The organism is Micromonospora sp. NBC_01412, from assembly GCF_045040215.1.
In the GTDB taxonomy this organism is placed as follows: domain Bacteria; phylum Actinomycetota; class Actinomycetes; order Mycobacteriales; family Micromonosporaceae; genus Micromonospora; species Micromonospora rubida.
The window spans coordinates 1,001,155-1,018,728 of the sequence record NZ_CP109528.1; the positions used below are offsets into that span (position 1 = coordinate 1,001,155).

Consider the following 17,574-nt stretch of genomic DNA (forward strand, 5'->3'; position numbering starts at 1 on the left):
TCAACGGCCGGCACGCCCCTGGCACTGGGGTCGCAGCACCCGGGCAACACCGGCGTGCGCACCCGAGGTGGTCGCGCGACGCGCAGACCGGCCGCCGCGAGCGCCCCCACAAAGGGGGCGATTCGTGCGTCACCTGTCACAGGCGCACGAAGTTCATCCTGCCGTGGACAACTCCCCCGACCCGACGCCCCGGCCCGACCGGGCCCCAGGCCCTTCGGCGACCGGCGGCGCAAGCGACCGGAGGCCCCGCGGACCGGACGCCCCCGCCGGGACCGACCGGCTCGACGGCCGGCGTCGGCGTACCACCGTGGTCGCCCTCGGGGTGATCGCGGTCGCCTCCGCCGCCGGCCTGGCCGCCGGTCTGCTGACCTGGGCGCCGCCGGCTGCGGAGCCGGCCCGGCCGCTGACCCCCACCGAGGCGGAGCGGCTCGCCGCTGTCCGGGTCACCAACCACCGGGACGTCCGGTCCGGCCTGCGGATCACGATCGGCACCGCCGCCGCCCGCACCGACGTGGTGGGCTGGGTGGACTGGTCCCGGCCGCTGGCCTACGTGGACGTCGGCGGTCCGGGGGCCGGGCCGGGCCGGGGCCTGGTCCAGGCCACCCCCGGGCTGCTGATGGCCCGGCCCGACCCCACGGCGGTGCCGGCCCCGGCATCCCCGCCGCTGGTGCCCCCGGTCGACGGGTGGCGGGTCGCCGACGGGTCCGCCGCCCGGCCCCTGCGCCCCACCCTCGACCTGCTCTTCGCGCTCGCCGCGCCCCGAACCGAGCCGGCCGGGGCGATCCCTGCCGGCACCGCCCGGTGGCTGGCCCGCGCCGAGGCCGGCAGGCAGCCGGTGGACGTCCTCCAGGCCCCGCTGCCCGACGACGCCGACCGGCGAGGACCGCAGGACGCCCCGGAAGCCGGCCGACCTGCCCCGTCGACCCCAGGCACCGCTTCCCACCCGTCCGGCCCGCCCGCCACCACAGGCCCGTCGAACACGGCGCCGGCGCGCGGCACCGCCGGCCAGGCGGGCGCGGTGAGTCCGCCGAACACGACGAGCCCACCCGGTACGACCGGCAGGGGGGCTCCCCGCAGCACGCCGACCGGCGCGGCCGGGTCCGCGGGTTCACCCACGGCGTCCCCACGGGGATCCGGCAGCGCAGGCTGGCCCGGCCCGGCGGTGAGCCTGCCGGCCGCAGCCGCCAGGCCCGCCGGCACCGCGCTCCTCGACGGGGCCGCGCGCTGGTGGATCGATCGGGACGCCCGGTTGCACCGGTTGGAGGGACAGCTACCCGGCGGCGTGCCGGTGACGGTGGAACTGCAACGGGCCAACCGGCCGGTGCTGTGGCCGGTGGCGGCGCTGGGCGGCCGGGCGGGGCTGCCCCGAGCGCTCACCGGCCCGGAGGAGGAGCGGTTCGCACGGACGGCGGCCCGGATGCGCGCCGAGGGTGGCGCGACCGCGACCCTCACCGCGCCCGTCGCCCCAGGCGTCACCCTGCGCGGCACGGGCTGGATCAGCTGGACCGAGCGGGCCGCGTACCTGTCGGTCGGCGCCCGCGCCGCACCCGCCGGGCGGACCCTGCGCCGCTACGACGCCACCGGGGTCTGGTCGGCGTCGGACGCCGGGAACGCGCTCGTCGCGCCGCCACTGCCGCCCCCGCGCACCGGACACACCTGGGGACGCGCCGGGCCCGGCGCCGACGACGTCGACGTGCTGCTGGCCGCCGCGCTGCGGGTCGGCTCGGCGACCGGGGCGCCCCGGCCAGCCACCCGGATCCGTGGGGACCGCATCGCCGACCGGACCGTCGACGTCATCGAGGTGGACGCCCGGCACGGCCGGCTGCGCTACTGGATCGACCGGGCCGGCCTGCTCCGCCGGCTGGAGCTGCGTACCCGGCTCGGCACGTACGCCCAGCTCGACCTCGGGCCGGGGCTGGTGCCGGCGCTGCCGTCGCCCGTCCCGTCCGCCGGCAAGCCGGGGCGCTGACGCCTGCACCGCCGCACCACCGCGCCGCCGCACCGCCGCGCCGCCCCGGCCGAGCCGCCCCGCGGTGCGGGACAGGTACGACGGGTCAGGGCCGCCAGCCGGTCTGCGCCGCCCACTCCTCGGCGCGGTGGTGCTCCTCGTCGAACCACGGGTCCCTGGCGGTGGTGTACGTGACGGTGTCCGGCCCACTGGCCGCCAGTTCCCGCTTGAGCGCCAGGTACGCCGCCCGCTGGTTCGGGTCCGCGCGCAGGTGGTCCCGCATCAGCAGGGCGTAGCGCCAGCCGGGCGAGCCCTCCTGCCGCAGGTGCAGGTTCACCGGGCGGCCGGGGTCGGCGCTGCCGTGCAGACGCTTCTCCCACCGGTCGCTGCCCGCCGGCCGGGGACTGTCCCACCACTGGCCGGGTACCCGGGGAAAACCTGCGGTCGCGAGGCGATCCGCCAGCGGACCGTCCGCCTCGGCCAGGCTCGGCACCGTGAGCTGGACGTCGATGACGTCCTTGGCCGCCAGGCCGGACACGGCGGTCGACCCGATGTGGTCGATCCGCAGGTCGGCGGGGGCGATCGCGTGCCGGATCCGGGCCGCCAGCCGGCCGTACTGCTGGGGCCAGGTGGGGTCGGGCTCGGTCAGCCTCACCCGCTCGGGGCGCACCGCGCGCCGGTCGCGCACGTTCGCCTCGTACGGCAGCAGCCGGTCCCGCCACAGCCGGTCCACCGCGGCGTGCAACTCGTCGAGGGTGCCGTCGTTGGACAGCACCACGTCGGCCGCCACCCGGCGGCGGGCGTCGTCGGCCTGCGCGGCGATCCGCCGCTCGGCGTCCGCCCGGTCCATGCCCCGGTCGCGTGCCAGCCGGGTCAGCCGGGTCGAGATCTCCGCCTGCACGACGACCACCAGGTGGTACGTCGGAGCGAGCCCGACCTCGACCAGCAGCGGCACGTCGTTGACGACGACCGCGTCGAGGGCCGCCGCCGCGACGAGTTCGGCGCTCCGGGCCCGGACCCGGGGATGGGTGATCGCCTCCAGCCGGTGGCGGGCCGACTCGTCGGCGAAGACGACCGCGCCCAGCGCGGCCCGGTCCAGTGCGCCGTCGGGGCCGAGCACCCGATCGGAGAAGGCGGCGACGATCTCCGCCAGTCCCTCGCTGCCCGGGGCGACCACCTCCCGGGCGATCCGGTCGGAGTCGATCAACACCGCGCCGAGCGCGGCCAGCCGCGCCGCGACAGCACTCTTGCCGGACGCGATTCCGCCGGTCAGTCCCATCATCAACACCGGACCAGTCAACCGGATCCCGTGCGCCGAGCCAAACCGGCCCGACGGCCGGTGCCGACGCCGGGACACGGCGAGGGCCCCGCCCCCAGCGACCCGGTGAAACCGGATCGCAGGGACGAGGCCCGTCGTCGTCAGCGGGTCACTTGCCGCCGGCGAGCTTCTCCCGCAGAGCGGCGAGCGCCTCGTCGGTGGCCAGGGTGCCTGCCGGCTCCTCGGCCTGCCGGCTCGGGGCCGAACTGGTCGAGGTGGTGGTGCCACCAGCGGACACGGCCGGAGCCGGGTTCGCAGCGGCCTCGGCGTCGGCGGCCCGGGAGGTCTGCACCTGCTTGGTGTGGGCCTCCCAGCGGGTACGCGCCTCGGCGTACTGGTTCTCCCAGGTCTCGCGCTGCTTGTCGTACCCCTCGAGCCACTCGCCCGTCTCCGGGTCGAAGCCATCCGGGTAGATGTAGTTGCCCTCGGTGTCGTAGGTCGCGGCCATGCCGTAGAGGGTCGGGTCGAAGTGCTCCTCGCCCTCGACGAAGCCCTCGTTGGCCTGCTTGAGCGACAGCGAGATCCGGCGACGCTCCAGGTCGATGTCGATGACCTTGACCATGACCTCGGAGCCGACCTGGACGACCTGCTCCGGGATCTCCACGTGGCGCTCGGCCAGCTCGGAGATGTGGACCAGGCCCTCGATGCCGTCGTCCACCCGGACGAAGGCGCCGAACGGCACCAGCTTGGTGACCTTACCCGGCACGATCTGCTGGATCGCGTGGGTACGGGCGAACTGCCGCCACGGGTCCTCCTGGGTCGCCTTCAGCGACAGCGAGACCCGCTCGCGGTCCAGGTCGACGTCCAGGACCTCGACCTCGACCTCCTGGCCGACCTCGACAACCTCGGACGGGTGGTCGATGTGCTTCCAGGACAGCTCGGAGACGTGCACCAGGCCGTCCACGCCGCCAAGGTCGACGAACGCGCCGAAGTTGACGATCGAGGACACGACGCCCTTGCGGACCTGGCCCTTCTGCAGCTTGTTGAGGAACTCGGTGCGCACCTCGGACTGCGTCTGCTCCAGCCAGGCCCGGCGGGAGAGGACCACGTTGTTGCGGTTCTTGTCCAGCTCGATGATCTTGGCTTCGAGCTCACGGCCCACGTACGGCTGCAGGTCGCGCACCCGCCGCATCTCGACCAGGGACGCGGGCAGGAAGCCGCGGAGCCCGATGTCGAGGATGAGACCACCCTTGACGACCTCGATGACCGAGCCGCGGACGACACCGTCCTCGTCCTTGATCTTCTCGATCGTGCCCCAGGCCCGCTCGTACTGCGCCCGCTTCTTGGAGAGGATCAGACGACCCTCTTTGTCCTCCTTCTGGAGGACCAGGGCCTCGATGTGGTCACCGACCGAAACGACCTCGGCCGGGTCCACGTCGTGCTTGATCGACAACTCCCGAGAGGGGATGACACCCTCGGTCTTGTAGCCGATGTCGAGCAGGACCTCGTCCCGATCGACCTTGACGACGGTGCCTTCGACAATGTCGCCGTCGTTGAAGTACTTGATGGTCTCGTCGATCGCGGCGAGGAAAGCCTCCTCGGAACCGAGATCGTCGTGGGTGACCCGGGTGGCGCTCGAGGGGGCCTCGATGCTGCTCGTCATGTGGGCGGTTGCTCCGGTCGGATGGGTTTTGGGTTGTCACAGCAGGCTGGTGTCGCGGTGACCTGTTCGCGCCAACGGATCCGTCGCCGGGCACACCGAACGATCGCTGAGTGAGATCCTGATGTAGCTCCGTCGACCGCGCACCTGCTCCCTGCCGAGGCACACGATCCGCGAGCGCATCGTCCAGCCTACCGTGTGCATTACCACAGCGTGCAAGCCCCGGGGATAAGTGATCCAGCCCGCTTTCGCGATGCGCCGTCTCTTACGTCCCGACCGGCGGTGTTTTGCCCCGTCCGACGGGCGCCGCGCCGGGGCGGCGCCCTGGCGGCGCGGAACCGGGGAGCATCGCGCCGGGCGGCGCCCCGGCGGCGCGGAGCCGGGGAGCCGGCCGGGTGGCCACATAGACTGCCGCGATGACCGACGACCGGGCGGGTGCCGCCACCCACGCCGACCACGCCGACCCGCCGGGCGTGCTGCGGCGCCCGGTCACCAACGCGGAGAGCCGCCGGGCGAACCGTGGCTGGTGGGACGCCGACGCCGACGACTACCAGGCCGAGCACGGCGCGTTCCTCGGCGACGTGGAGTTCGTCTGGTGCCCCGAAGGGCTGCGGGAGGCCGAGGCCCGGCTGCTCGGCGACGTCGCCGGGCGGCGGGTGCTGGAGGTGGGCGCCGGGGCGGCGGCCGCCGCCCGCTGGCTGGCCAAGGCGGGGGCGAGGCCGGTCGCGCTGGACCTGTCCATCGGCATGCTGCGGCACGCCGCGGCGGCCGCCGATCGCACGGGTGTACGGGTGCCGCTGGTGCAGGCCGACGCGCTCGCGCTGCCCTTCGCGGACGCGGCGTTCGACACCGCGTGCACGGCGTTCGGGGCGATCCCGTTCGTGGCCGACTCGGCGGCGGTGATGCGCGAGGTGTTCCGGGTGCTGCGGCCCGGCGGCCGGTGGGTGTTCTCGGTGACCCACCCGATGCGCTGGGTCTTCCTCGACGACCCGGGCGAGGACGGCCTGACGGCCGTGCACTCGTACTTCGACCGCTCCCCGTACGTGGAGCAGGACGAGTCGGGCGCGGCCACGTACGTCGAGCAGCACCGCACCCTCGGCGACCGGGTCCGCGAACTGGTCGGCGCCGGGTTCCGGCTGGTCGACCTGGTGGAGCCGGAGTGGCCGGAGGGGCACGAGGGGATCTGGGGGCAGTGGAGCCCGCTGCGCGGCCGGCTCTTCCCCGGCACCGCCATCTTCGTCGCGGAGAAGCCCGCCGGCTGAGCGGCGTCGCACAGCGGGTGCGACGCCCCGGGCGAGGGCCGGGGTTACGCTGACCGGGTGAGCGCCGAACCGATCGCGACACCACCTGGCCCCTGGTGTCCGGACCCGATCCGGCAGCAGCGTGCCGACTACACGCTGGAAGACCTGCCCAACCTGCCGGACGACGCCCCGCGCGTCGAACTCGTCGACGGAGTCATCCAGGTGACACCCTCCCCCACCCTGGGCCATCAGGACATCTCCCTGCTCCTGGCCCGCTGGTTGTTGCAACACGCGCCCGACCACCTCCGCGCCACGCAGGCCGTCGGGGTGGCGCTCAACGCGAACACCAGCCGACAGCCGGACGTGCTGCTGCGCCGCGCCGAGGTGCGGTCCGACCGTTCCCTGCTCCTGCCGGAGGACGTCGTCCTCGCGGTGGAGGTGGTGTCCCCCGGCACCCGACGGGTCGACCGCTTCGCCAAGCCGGGCGAGTACGCCGCCGCCGGCATACCGTTCTACTGGCGCATCGAGCAGGACCCGGTGCACGTGTACGCGTACCGGCTCAGCGGCCAGCTCAGCCTGAGCGGTGAGCGGCAGTACGAGCTGGTCGCCGACAGCGCGGAGCTGATCGAGCTGACCGAGCCGTTCGACATCAAGCTGCCGGTCGCCGAGCTCACCGCGTAGCCGCCGCCCGTTTGGCCGGGAAAGCCCCGGGTAGCCAGCCTCATGGCCGACAACAAGTTCCGCAGGGGTGACCACGTCTCCTGGGCCAGCCACAGCGGCCGCGCCCACGGAGTGGTGCGGGAGGAGCTGACCGAGCGGACGCACGTGCGCGGGCACGCCGTGAACGCGTCGCAGGACGAGCCGCAGTACCGCATCCGCGTCGACGACTCGGGACGGGACGTCGCCCACCGGCCGGAGGCGCTGCGTCGTGAGCAGGGCTGAGCGGGGACGCGACACGTACCGGGAGTTCGCCGAGGCGGTGAACATGAAGCCGGGCGAGCTGTCGACGTGGCTGGAGACCGACGAGTCGAAGCAGGTCGGCTCGCACAAGGGCGGCCGGGCGGGCGGCGGCGAGTCGGTCGGGCACGAATCCGGTCGGAAGATCGTCAATCTGCTGCGGCGCGGACGGGCCGGGCTCTCCGAGGCCGACTACCAGCACATGCGCAAGGTCGTCGGGTACGTCCGCCGGCACATGGCGCAACGGCCGTCCGGGAACGTGCGCGACACGAAGTGGCGGTGGTCGCTGATGAACTGGGGCCACGACCCGCTCAGGTGAACGGGCCGCGGCCCTCCCGGGAGCGTCAGTGGTCGGCGCTGTTCCAGTCGCGGCCCTCGCCGACGGAGACCTCCAGCGGGACCGACAGCGGGTACGCCCCGCCCATCTCCTTGCGGACCAGCGTCTCCAGGGACTCCCGCTCGCCCGGAGCCACCTCGAAGACCAACTCGTCGTGCACCTGCAGCAGCACCCGCGACCGCAGGCCGGCGTCGCGCAGCGCCGCGTCGACGTGCAGCATGGCGACCTTGATGATGTCCGCCGCCGAACCCTGGATCGGGGCGTTCAGCGCCATCCGCTCGGCCATCTCCCGGCGCTGCCGGTTGTCGCTGACCAGGTCGGGCAGGTATCGCCGGCGGCCCAGGACGGTGGAGGTGTAGCCGTCGTGCCGGGCCCGGGCGACAACCTCGTTGAGGTAGTCACGGACCCCGCCGAAGCCGGCGAAGTAGTTCTCCATCAGCCCGCGCGCCTCCTCGGCGGTGATCCCGAGCTGTTGGGACAGGCCGAACGCGCTCAGCCCGTACGCCAGGCCGTAGTTCATCGCCTTGATCTTGCGGCGCTGGTCGGCGGTGACCGCCTCCACCGGCACCCCGAACACCGACGACGCGGTGGCGGCGTGGAAGTCGCGACCGGAGTTGAACGCCTCGATCAGCGCATCGTCCGACGACAGGTGCGCCATGATCCGCATCTCGATCTGGCTGTAGTCGGCGGTGAGCAGGCAGTCGTACCCCTGCCCCACCACGAAGGCCCGGCGGATCCGCCGACCCTCCTCGGTACGGATCGGGATGTTCTGCAGGTTGGGATCGGTGGAGGAGAGCCGGCCGGTGGCCGCCACCGTCTGCTTGAACGTGGTGTGGATGCGGCCGTCGTCGGAGACCGACTTGAGCAGGCCGTCCACGGTCGACTTGAGCTTAGCCACGTCCCGGTGGCGTAGCAGGTGCTCCAGCACCGGCAGCGGGTTCTGCGCGTAGAGCCACTGGAGGGCGTCGGCGTCGGTGGTGTAGCCGGTCTTGATCTTCTTGGTCTTGGGCAGCTCCAGCTCGCCGAAGAGCAACTCCTGGAGCTGCTTCGGCGAGCCCAGGTTGAACTCCCGCCCCACCGCGGCGTACGCGCCCTGGGCGGCGGCCTTGACCTCGCCCGCGAAGTGCGCCTCCAGCTCCTGGAGGTAGTCCAGGTCGGCGGCGATGCCGACCCGCTGGATCGTGGCGAGCACCTCCGACAGCGGCAGCTCGACCCCCGCCATCAGCCGGGCGGACTGCTCGCCGTCGCGGGACAGCTCGGCGTCGATCGCGTCGGCCAGGTCGAGGGTGGCCCGGGCCTGGAGCATCAGGTTCTGCTCGGCCTCGCCGTCGTCGCCGAGGCCGTCCAGGGTGAGCTGACCGGTCTCCGGGGCGTCGACCCGCAGCTCCCGGTGCAGGTAGCGCAGCGCCAGGTCGGTCAGGTCGTAGGAACGCTGGTCGGGGCGGGCCAGGTAGGCGGCCAGCTCGGTGTCGCGGGCCACGCCCGCCAGGTCCCAGCCGCGGGCGGCGAACGCCAGCCGGGCGTGCTTGCTGTCGTGCACCACCTTGGGCCGCTGCGGGTCGGCCAGCCAGCCGGCCAGGGCCCGCTCGTCGGCCTCGACCAGCTCCGCCGGGTCGAACCAGGCCGCCGGGCCGGCCGCCAGCGCCAGGGCCACGCCGTCGAGCTGCGGCTCGTACCGCTCCCGGGGGGTCGTCGGCTTCGCCGGCGTCTTCACCGCGACGCCGACCTGGGTGCCGGCCGGGGCGTGCGCGTCGAGCCAGCCGGCCAGCGCGCCGGGCTCGGTGAGCTTCTCGCCGGTCAGGTCGAACCCGGCCTCCGCCTCCGGCTCCACGGCCTCCAGGTACTGGTAGAGCCGGTCGCGGAGGATGCGGAACTCCAGGGTGTCGAAGACCTGGTGCACCGCCTCCCGGTCCCAGCCGGCCCAGCGGGCGTCCTCGGGACGGACCGGCAGCTCCAGGTCGGAGACCAGGCGGTTGAGCTCGTAGTTGCGGATCACGTCGGCGAGCCGCTCGCGCAGGCTGTCGCCGGCCTTGCCCTTGATCTCGTCGGCCCGCGCGACGACCCCGTCGACCCCCCCGTACAGGTTGATCCACTTGGCGGCGGTCTTCGGCCCCACCCCCGGGACGCCCGGCAGGTTGTCGCTGGTCTCGCCGACCAGGGCGGCCAGGTCGCGGTAGCGCTGCGGGCCGACGCCGTACTTCGCCTCGATCGCGGCGGCGTCCATCCGGGCCAGGTCGGAGACACCCTTGCGGGGGTAGAGCACCGTGATGTTGTCGTCGATGAGCTGGAAGGCGTCCCGGTCGCCGCTGGAGATCAGCACCGTCATGCCCTGGTCGCGGGCCTGGCAGGCGAGGGTGGCGATGACGTCGTCGGCCTCGTAGCCCTCCCTCTCCACCACCGGGATCTGGAGCGCCTCCAGCACCTCCTTGACCAGGCTGACCTGGCCCTTGAAGTCCGCCGGGGTCTCGCTGCGGCCCGCCTTGTACTCCGCGTACTTCTCGGTGCGGAAGGAGCGGCGGGACACGTCGAAGGCGACGACGATGTGGGTCGGCCGCTCGTCGCGCAGCACGTTGATCAGCATCGAGGTGAAGCCGTAGACGGCGTTTGTCGGCTGCCCCGTCGTGGTGGAGAAGTTTTCCACCGGCAGGGCGAAGAACGCCCGGTATGCCAGGGAGTGTCCGTCGACGAGGAGTAGGCGCGGCGTCGTAGCTGTCACGCAGGCGACTCTAGTCCGTACGCCCGACATCGCCGCCCGGTGGCACGGCCGGCGGAGCCGGGAATCGCCCAGGCGGCCGGGCGTCCCGGCGCCGGGGGCACAGACGTCGGCGGCCGGTCGCCCCCGGGTGGGGACAGCCGGCCGCCGACGGTACGACCTCAGGCCACGCCGAGGTACGCCTCCTTGACCGCCGGGTCGTGCAGCAGGTCCTGGCCGGTGCCCTCCTTGACGATCCGGCCGGTCTCCAGCACGTACCCCCGGTGGGCGCGGGACAGCGCCTGCTGGGCGTTCTGCTCCACCAGCAGGATCGTGGTGCCCTGCTCGTTGATCCGGGTGATGATCTCGAAGATCTGCTGGATCAGCTTCGGCGCCAGACCCATCGACGGCTCGTCGAGCAGCAGCAGCCGCGGCCGGGCCATCAGCGCCCGACCCACGGCGAGCATCTGCTGCTCACCGCCGGAAAGGGTGCCGCCGGCCTGCTTGCGCCGCTCCGCCAGCCGGGGGAACAGGTCCAGCACCATCGCCATGTCCTTGGCGATCTCCGCCTTGTCCCGGCGGGTGTACGCCCCCATCTCCAGGTTCTCCAGCACCGACATGCCGGGGAACACGCCCCGGCCCTCGGGCGCCTGACCGATCCCGCGGGTCACCCGCAGGTCGGCCCGCATCCGGGTGACGTCGGTGCCGTCGAAGACGATCGAGCCCTGGGCCACCGGACGCAGCCCGGAGACCGCCCGCATGGTGGTGGTCTTGCCCGCGCCGTTGGCGCCGATGAGCGCGACCACCTCGCCCTCGTTGACCACCAGGCTGATCCCGTGCAGCGCCTGGATGCGCCCGTACAACAGGGTCAGGTCCTTGATCTCAAGCAGCATCGGTCGGCACCCCCAGGTACGCGGCGATCACCTTCGGGTTGTCCCGGACCTCGGCCGGCAACCCCTCGGCGATCTTCTTGCCGAACTCCAACACGACGATCCGGTCGGTCACGCCCATCACCAGCCGCATGTCGTGCTCGATCAGCAGCACGGTCGTGCCGTTGTCACGGACCAACTGGATCAGGCCGAGCAGCTCCTCCTTCTCCGCCGGGGTGAAGCCGGCGGCCGGCTCGTCCAGGCAGAGCAGGGCGGGGTCCGTCGCGAGAGCCCGGGCGATCTCCAGCCGGCGCTGCTCGCCGTACGACAGGTTGCGGGACAGGTCGTTCGCGCGCCGCTCGATGCCGACGAACCGCAGCAGCTCGTACGCCTTCTCCCGGCCCTCCCGCTCCTCCCGCCAGTGCCGCGGCAGGCGCAGCATGGCCGAGATGACGCTGGTCTTGTGGTGGACGTCCGCGCCCACCATCACGTTCTCCAGCGCCGTCATCTCGGGGAACAGCCGGATGTTCTGGAACGTCCGGGCGATGCCGGCCTTGGTGATCCACGACCGCCGTTTGCCGTTGGTGCGCTGCCCCTTGAACCGGATCTCGCCCTCGGTGGGCCGGTAGACGCCGGTCATCGCGTTGAAGCAGGTCGTCTTGCCGGCGCCGTTCGGGCCGATCAGGCCGAGGATCTCCCCCTTGTAGAGGGTGAAGTTGACCTTGTCGAGGGCGACCACGCCGCCGAAGCGCAGCGTGACGTCGTCGACCTCCAGCAGCGGCTCCCGCCCCGCGGCGTCCCGCGCCACAGGGGCGGTGGCCGTGGGCCCGTCGGGGCCTTTTTCCGGCGGCACGCCGACGGTGCTGCGGCCGTCGGCGGTGACGTCGCGGTCGCTGCTCGGGTCGCGCTCGCTCTTCATCTGCGGGTCACTCACTGGGCACCTTCTCCTGCGGAACCGCCTCCTGGCGCCGGTCGGCGAACTCCGCCGCCCGCCGCCGGTTGGGCACGATACCCTGCGGACGGAAGATCATCATCACGATGACGACCAGGCCGAAGATCAGGATCCGGTACTCCGCCGCGTCGAACTCCACCCCCAGCAGTTCGCCGACGCCGCGCAACCACTCCGGCAGGTACCAGGTGATCGCGCCGCCGACGATGGCCCCCTTGATGTTGCCGACACCGCCCAGGATGACCGCCGCGAGCACCAGGATGGAACTCTCCAGCACGAACTGGTCCGAGTTGATGAACGTCTGCTTGCCGGCGAAGACCGCACCGGTCAGGCCGGCCACCGCCGCCCCGATCGCGAACGCCCAGAGCTTGTACTTGAACGTCGGCACGCCCATGACCTCGGCGGCGTCCTCGTCCTCGCGGGTGGCGACCCAGGCCCGGCCGACCCGGCTGTTGGCCAGGTTCCGGACCAGCACGATCACCAGGAGGATCAACGTCAGCAGGAGCCAGTAGTACGGCCGGGCGTCCACCACCCCGAACAGCGGCTTGCCGTCCGAGCCGGAGCCCGGCGGGTGCGGGATCGACGGGATGCCCCGCTGCCCCTGCAGCACGCCCTCGTTGCGGGCCGCGTAGAGCCGGATCATCTCGGCGAAGCCGAGGGTCACGATGGCCAGGTAGTCGCCGCGCAGCCGCAGCGTCGGGCCACCGAGAATGACGCCGGAGATCATCGCGACCATGACCGCGATCGGCACCGCCGCCAGCCACGGCCAGTTCGTCCCGAGCCGGCTCTCCGGCGAGGTCAACAACGCGACCGTGTACGCGCCGAGCGCGTAGAAGCCGAAGTAGCCCAGGTCGAGCAGGCCGGCGAAGCCGACCACCACGTTGAGCCCCACGGCCAGCAGGACGAAGACCGCGGTGTCGAACAGCACGCCCGCGAAGTCCGACCGGGTGGTGTAGAGGGCGAAGTACTCGCTCCCGATCGGGAAGCCCAGGTACTCGTAGAACCACTTGTTGGGCAGGATGTAGAGCAGGACGACCAGCGCCGCGATCGCGGCCCAGCGGATCTGCTTGGGCATGGCCGCCCAGCGGCCCTTGAAGCCGGCGGGCCGACCCTTGTCCACGGTGGCGGTCATGCGCGCGCCCTCCCGAGAGATTCGCCGAGCAGGCCGGTGGGGCGGAACATCAGCAGCACGATCAGCAGCACGAAGCCGGTGAAGTCCTTCCAGTCCCCACCGAACAGGCCGGCGGCGTAGTTCTCCGCCACCCCGAGCAGCAGGCCGCCGAGCAGCGCGCCGCGCAGGTTGCCGATGCCGCCGAGCACCGCCGCCGCGAACGCCTTCAGCCCGAGCAGGAAGCCGACGTTGAACTTCGTGAAGCCGTAGCGGACGTTCCACAGCAGCGCCGCGACGCCGGCCATCAGGCCGCCGAGCACGAACACCAGCAGGATCACCCGGTTCTTGTTCACGCCCATCAGGGCGGCGGTGTCCGGGTCCTGGGCCACCGCCCGGATGCCGCGGCCGAGCCGGCTGCGGTTCACGAACTGGTCCAGGCCGACCATCATCACCAGCGTCACGCCGAGGATCAACAGCTGGACGTTGGTGACGTCCGCGCCGAAGACGGTGAACAGCGTCTCGGAGGGAAGCAGCGTCGGCATGCCGAACGGCGCCCGGCGGGTGCCGATGCCGAAGGACTCGGCGAGCACGAACGACGCGCCGATCGCGGTGATGAGGAAGGCCAGCGGTGGCGCGTTGCGCCGCCGCAGCGGTCGGTAGGCGACCAACTCCACGGTCACCGCCGTCGCCGCGGAGGCGACGCCCGCCACGATGAGGCCGGCCGCCAGCGCGAGGATCAGCGGGCCGAGGGCCGGCGCGGTGGAGTTCTGGTCGTAGCCGAGGGCCTCCCAGGTCCAGAAGGCGGTGAAGGTACCGACCATGAAGACCTCGGAGTGGGCAAAGTTGATCAGGCGGAGGACGCCGTAGACCAGGGTGTAGCCGAGGGCGACCAGGGCGTAGATCGCGCCCTGTTCCAGCCCGGTGATGGTCAGGGCCGGGAAATTCCCGAACAACTCATCGAAGTTCAAGTGGGGCTCCAACTGTGCGGCCAAACGAGGCGGCCGGGAGGACTACTCCCGGCCGCGTCGTCTGGTATCCCTGGCGGAACCGGAGAACCGGTCAGGCCTTCGGGATCTCGATGTCCGGAACGACCTTGCCCGCGTTGACCTTGAACGCCCAGACCAGCACCTGGGCCGGGTCCAGCTCGCCGTTGGCCTCGAACTTGTAGGTCACACCGGTGGCGGCACCGGCCTTGTTGTAGGACTTCACGAAGGCCAGGAGGTCGGCCCGGGTGGCCTTGCCGGCCTTGATGCCCTCGAGGTAGATCTTCGTAATGTCGTACGAGACGTCGGCGTAGGTGCCCGGCTCGGCGTTCTCGAAGGCCGCCTTGTAGTCGGTCACGAAGCTGCCCTTGGCCGCGGTGGCCGGGGCGCAGGGGCAGGTCAGGATGGTGCCCTCGGCGACCGCCTGACCGGCGACCTTGATGAAGAGGGCGTCGTTCACGCCGTCACCGGCGATCATGGTGCCCTTCCAGCCGGCGCCCCTGAGCTGCTTGAGCAGCAGGCCCGCCTCGGTGTAGTACCCACCGAAGAAGAGGGCCGTCGCGCCACTGCCGACAATCTTGGTGACGACCGCGGAGAAGCCGGTCTGCTTGACCTGGACCTTGTCCTCGCCGACGACCGTGCCGATGACCTTCTTGACCTCGTCCACCAGGCCCGTGCCGTACGCCGACTGGTCGTCGACGACGTAGACCTTCTCGGCCTTCAGCACGTTCTTGATGTAGCGGCCGGCAGCCGGGCCCTGCGAGGTGTCGTTGCCGACGCCCCGGTGGAAGACCTTCCAGCCCTTGGTGCTCAGGCTCGGGCGGGTCGCCGACGGGGTGATGGTCGGCAGGCCGGCCGCGTCGAAGATCGGGCCGCCCACCTCGGACTCGCCGGAGAACGCCGGGCCGACGAGGCCGACGACCTTGGTGTCGCCCACCGCCTGCTGCGCCAGCGGCGGGGTCTTGGCCGGGTCGCCCTGCGAGTCGTACTGCTCGAGGTTGACCTTGCAGTCCGCGTTGTCCTTGTTGTACTGGTCGATCGCCAGCTTGGTGCCGTTGCGCATGTGGATACCGAGACCCGCGGCGTCGCCGGTGAGCGGGCCAAAGAAGCCGATCTTGAGGCCACAGGCGGCGGAGCTGCCACCCTCCTCGGTGCCACTGTCGGCCTTACACGCGGCCGTGCCACTGAAAACGAGCGCGCTGATGGCCACGCCACCCAGCACCCGTGCGAGCTTCTGCCTCACGGCTCGTACCCTCCTCCGTCCGAAGGCCCGAATCACCCGCCGCAATGTGGAAATTGGCTCTTGCTGGAGGGGATCGAACCGACCGCGTACCCGGTCTGGGGCGGGACGTTATCCCACCAGCAGGGCACGCCGTAAGACTTAGGAAGCGGGGTTGACCTAACCGTTACGTTGAGTGGCCAGATTCACTGAGGTGCTGTAACACACACCCGCGGGAAAGGGCGAAATCGGGCATCCGACACTGTCCGGAAACAAACCGCAGGCACGCTCACCCGGGCCCGCGCGGCACTCGCGCCGACCAGACCCCGGCACCCCGCACGCCATCCACCAGCAGCAGCATCCGGTCCCCCGCCCCGGCCACCGCGACCGACCGGTCCGCCCCCACCGGCAACGGGGCCGGCACCGCCACCGGCGACCAGCCACCACCATCCGTCGAGAACCAGGCCGCCCCGCCCGCGCCGGACAGGACCACCGCGACCATCCCGCCGTCCACCGCCGCCAGGCCCGCCACCTGCGCCGACGCGCCCCCGGCCCGCTCCAGCACCCCGCCCGGCCGCCAACCCGCCCGGGCCGCCCCCGCAGCCCCGCCGGGCCCCTCGATCCAGGCCCCCACGCCGTCACCGCGCCGACCCACCGCGACCAGCCGCTCCCCCGCCCGGACCACCCGCTGGAGATCACCCGGCGCGTCCACGCCCGACAGCGCCTCCCGCCGCCAACCCAGGCCGTCCGGCGAGGTCCACACCGCCGGCTCACCGCCCGGCCGCCCCGGCGCCCGCGACGAGCCCACCAGCACCCAACCCGACGCTCCCGCTGCCACGTCCGCCGCCCAGGTCCGCCCCGCCGCGTCAGACGCCAGCGGCGGCACGCCGCTGACCAGCCGGAACTCCCCCGCGTCCACCGAGGACCAGGCCGCCGCGCCGGTGCCCCGGTTACCGGCGATCACCCAACCCTCCGGGCCGCCCGCGATCCGCCCCACGTTCACCGCGTCCGGGCCGCCGAACACCTCGAACTCCGCCGGCACCTCCACCACCGAACCGTCGGCGAGCTGCCGCCACGTGCTCACCCGGGGATTGCCGTGCACCCCGCCGCTCTTCGCGCCCACCGCCGCCAGCCGGCCGTCGCGGCAGCCCACCGCCTTCAGCACGTTCTCCGCGCCGTACCCGCTGCGCGCCGACAGCCGCAGCGGGGTCCACGCCGCCGCGTCCGGGCTGGACCACGCCGCCGGCCGGGTCACGCCCGCCGCGTCCGCGACCGCGCCCACCACGAACCAGCGCCCACCGCAGGCCGCCGCGTCGCGCAGCAGCAGCCGCCCCGCCGCGCCGGGCGGAGTCGGCAGGGCCACCGCCCGCCAGTCGGGGCGCAGCGGGGTCGGCTCCGGCGCGGGACGCGGCGCCGACCAGCACCCGGCCAGCAGCAGCGCGCACACGGCCACCACGCCGGGCATCGCCCGCAGGCACCGAGAAGGCATGGACGCGATCGTATCGATCAATCGCAACGACGGGGAGCCGCGATGCGCGCGGCTCCCCCCGGACGGCGCCCCGTCAGGAGGCGGGCTGGGCCGCCTCGCCGCCGGCGGTCTCGGCGAGGATCCGCTCGGCGACCTCCTTCATGGTCATCCGGTGGTCCATCGCCGTGCGCTGGATCCACTTGAACGCCTGCGGCTCCGTCATCCCGTACGTGGTCATCAGCGCGCCCTTGGCGCGCTCCACGGCCTTGCGAATCTCCAGCCGGTCGGTCAGGCCGGCGACCTCGGCCTCCAGCGCGGCGACCTCCGAGTACCGGGACAGCGCGATCTCCACCGCCGGCACCAGGTCGCTCTTCTGGAACGGCTTCACCAGGTACGCCATCGCGCCGGCCGCCCGGGCCCGCTCCACCAGGTCACGCTGGCTGAACGCGGTCAGGATGATCACCGGGGCGATCCGGGCGCCGGCGATCCGCTCGGCGGCGGCCAGCCCGTCCATGATCGGCATCTTGATGTCGAGGATGACCAGGTCGGGCTTCAGCTCCTCGGCGAGCCGGACGGCGGTCTCGCCGTCGCCTGCCTCGCCGACCACCTCGTAGCCCTCCTCGACCAGCATCTCGGCCAGGTCCAGCCGGATGAGCGCCTCATCCTCGGCGATCAACACCCGCCTGCGCTCGGCATCCGTCTGCGTCTCGGCCACGAGCCACTCCCACCAGTCTGTGCCCGACACCGCCGTGCCGGGTGTCGCCGCCCCTAGCGTAGTGGGTACCCTGATGGGGCCGAACCACAGAACGCCCCTGTAGTCCAACCGGCAGAGACGATGCACTCAAACTGCATACAGTGTGGGTTCGAATCCCACCGGGGGCA

15 protein-coding genes and 1 tRNA gene are annotated in these 17,574 nt (G+C 72.5%); 6 read left to right on the forward strand and 10 right to left on the reverse strand.

What is annotated here, in order from left to right:
- The first annotated feature begins 163 nt into the window (after window positions 1-163).
- A complete protein-coding gene (locus tag OG617_RS04230; protein ID WP_405098841.1) occupies window positions 164-1,969 on the forward strand; it encodes a hypothetical protein in 1,806 nt (601 codons plus the stop codon).
- An 85-nt stretch (window positions 1,970-2,054) separates the two neighbouring features.
- On the opposite strand, the gene coaE is transcribed toward OG617_RS04230, so the two are convergent.
- Together coaE and rpsA are read right to left on the reverse strand one after the other, a co-directional pair.
- On the reverse strand, window positions 2,055-3,236 hold the full coding sequence (gene coaE / locus OG617_RS04235) for a dephospho-CoA kinase (RefSeq protein ID WP_405098843.1): 1,182 nt from the start codon (window positions 3,234-3,236) through the stop codon (window positions 2,055-2,057).
- 139 nt (window positions 3,237-3,375) lie between these two features.
- On the reverse strand, window positions 3,376-4,869 hold the full coding sequence (gene rpsA, locus OG617_RS04240; protein ID WP_405098845.1) for a 30S ribosomal protein S1: 1,494 nt from the start codon (window positions 4,867-4,869) through the stop codon (window positions 3,376-3,378).
- Window positions 4,870-5,282: 413 nt separating this feature from the next.
- On the opposite strand from rpsA, the gene OG617_RS04245 reads away from it, so the two are divergent.
- From OG617_RS04245 to OG617_RS04260, 4 genes are read left to right on the forward strand one after another with little or no spacing between them, the layout of a single operon-like run.
- Window positions 5,283-6,128 carry a class I SAM-dependent methyltransferase gene (locus tag OG617_RS04245; RefSeq protein ID WP_405098847.1) on the forward strand — a complete coding sequence of 282 codons (846 nt, stop codon included), beginning with the start codon at window positions 5,283-5,285 and terminating at the stop codon, window positions 6,126-6,128.
- Between the two features lie 57 nt (window positions 6,129-6,185).
- The gene (locus OG617_RS04250; protein ID WP_405098849.1) at window positions 6,186-6,788 is read left to right on the forward strand and encodes a Uma2 family endonuclease; all 603 of its coding nucleotides are present in this window, start codon (window positions 6,186-6,188) and stop codon (window positions 6,786-6,788) included.
- A gap of 42 nt (window positions 6,789-6,830) precedes the next feature.
- Window positions 6,831-7,049 (forward strand): DUF2945 domain-containing protein, encoded by a 219-nt coding sequence (locus OG617_RS04255; protein ID WP_396670857.1) that lies wholly within the window; start codon window positions 6,831-6,833, stop codon window positions 7,047-7,049.
- A complete protein-coding gene (locus OG617_RS04260; RefSeq protein ID WP_405098852.1) occupies window positions 7,036-7,383 on the forward strand; it encodes a DUF3140 domain-containing protein in 348 nt (115 codons plus the stop codon). Before OG617_RS04255 ends, OG617_RS04260 begins: the two co-directional genes overlap by 14 nt.
- 25 nt (window positions 7,384-7,408) lie before the next feature.
- Here the strand turns inward: OG617_RS04260 and polA are convergent, their stop codons facing one another.
- The 8 genes from polA to OG617_RS04300 all read right to left on the reverse strand — a co-directional run bounded on the left by polA (window position 7,409) and on the right by OG617_RS04300 (window position 17,407).
- Window positions 7,409-10,117, reverse strand: a complete 2,709-nt coding sequence (gene polA / locus OG617_RS04265; RefSeq protein ID WP_405098854.1) for a DNA polymerase I — start codon at window positions 10,115-10,117, stop codon at window positions 7,409-7,411.
- Window positions 10,118-10,275: 158 nt separating this feature from the next.
- Entirely contained in the window at window positions 10,276-10,986 is a 711-nt protein-coding gene (locus OG617_RS04270) for an ABC transporter ATP-binding protein (protein WP_405098856.1), read from the reverse strand.
- Complete coding sequence (locus OG617_RS04275; protein ID WP_405104101.1) at window positions 10,976-11,881, reverse strand: ABC transporter ATP-binding protein; 906 nt, start codon at window positions 11,879-11,881, stop codon at window positions 10,976-10,978. The genes OG617_RS04270 and OG617_RS04275 overlap by 11 nt, the downstream gene beginning before the upstream one ends.
- A gap of 7 nt (window positions 11,882-11,888) precedes the next feature.
- Window positions 11,889-13,043: a branched-chain amino acid ABC transporter permease gene (locus OG617_RS04280; RefSeq protein ID WP_405098858.1), complete on the reverse strand. Its 1,155-nt coding sequence runs from the start codon at window positions 13,041-13,043 to the stop codon at window positions 11,889-11,891.
- Window positions 13,040-13,990, reverse strand: coding sequence for a branched-chain amino acid ABC transporter permease (locus OG617_RS04285; protein WP_405098860.1), 951 nt, complete (start codon window positions 13,988-13,990; stop codon window positions 13,040-13,042). The genes OG617_RS04280 and OG617_RS04285 overlap by 4 nt, the downstream gene beginning before the upstream one ends.
- 91 nt (window positions 13,991-14,081) lie before the next feature.
- Window positions 14,082-15,248: a branched-chain amino acid ABC transporter substrate-binding protein gene (locus OG617_RS04290; RefSeq protein ID WP_405098862.1), complete on the reverse strand. Its 1,167-nt coding sequence runs from the start codon at window positions 15,246-15,248 to the stop codon at window positions 14,082-14,084.
- A 265-nt stretch (window positions 15,249-15,513) separates the two neighbouring features.
- Window positions 15,514-16,713, reverse strand: coding sequence for a hypothetical protein (locus OG617_RS04295; RefSeq protein WP_405098864.1), 1,200 nt, complete (start codon window positions 16,711-16,713; stop codon window positions 15,514-15,516).
- 73 nt (window positions 16,714-16,786) lie between these two features.
- A complete protein-coding gene (locus tag OG617_RS04300; protein WP_405098866.1) occupies window positions 16,787-17,407 on the reverse strand; it encodes an ANTAR domain-containing response regulator in 621 nt (206 codons plus the stop codon).
- A gap of 93 nt (window positions 17,408-17,500) precedes the next feature.
- Here OG617_RS04300 and OG617_RS04305 point away from each other — a divergent pair.
- Window positions 17,501-17,574: transfer RNA gene (locus OG617_RS04305), tRNA-Leu, on the forward strand.

Bases quoted from the DNA above. Each gene is read 5' to 3' on its own strand.
- rpsA (WP_405098845.1), bottom strand. From the start codon at position 4,869: ATGACGAGCAGCATCGAGGCCCCCTCGAGCGCCACCCGGGTCACCCAC.
- OG617_RS04245 (WP_405098847.1), top strand. From the start codon at position 5,283: ATGACCGACGACCGGGCGGGTGCCGCCACCCACGCCGACCACGCCGAC.
- OG617_RS04255 (WP_396670857.1), top strand. From the start codon at position 6,831: ATGGCCGACAACAAGTTCCGCAGGGGTGACCACGTCTCCTGGGCCAGC.
- OG617_RS04270 (WP_405098856.1), bottom strand. From the start codon at position 10,986: ATGCTGCTTGAGATCAAGGACCTGACCCTGTTGTACGGGCGCATCCAG.
- OG617_RS04275 (WP_405104101.1), bottom strand. From the start codon at position 11,881: ATGAAGAGCGAGCGCGACCCGAGCAGCGACCGCGACGTCACCGCCGAC.
- OG617_RS04280 (WP_405098858.1), bottom strand. From the start codon at position 13,043: ATGACCGCCACCGTGGACAAGGGTCGGCCCGCCGGCTTCAAGGGCCGC.
- OG617_RS04295 (WP_405098864.1), bottom strand. From the start codon at position 16,713: ATGCCTTCTCGGTGCCTGCGGGCGATGCCCGGCGTGGTGGCCGTGTGC.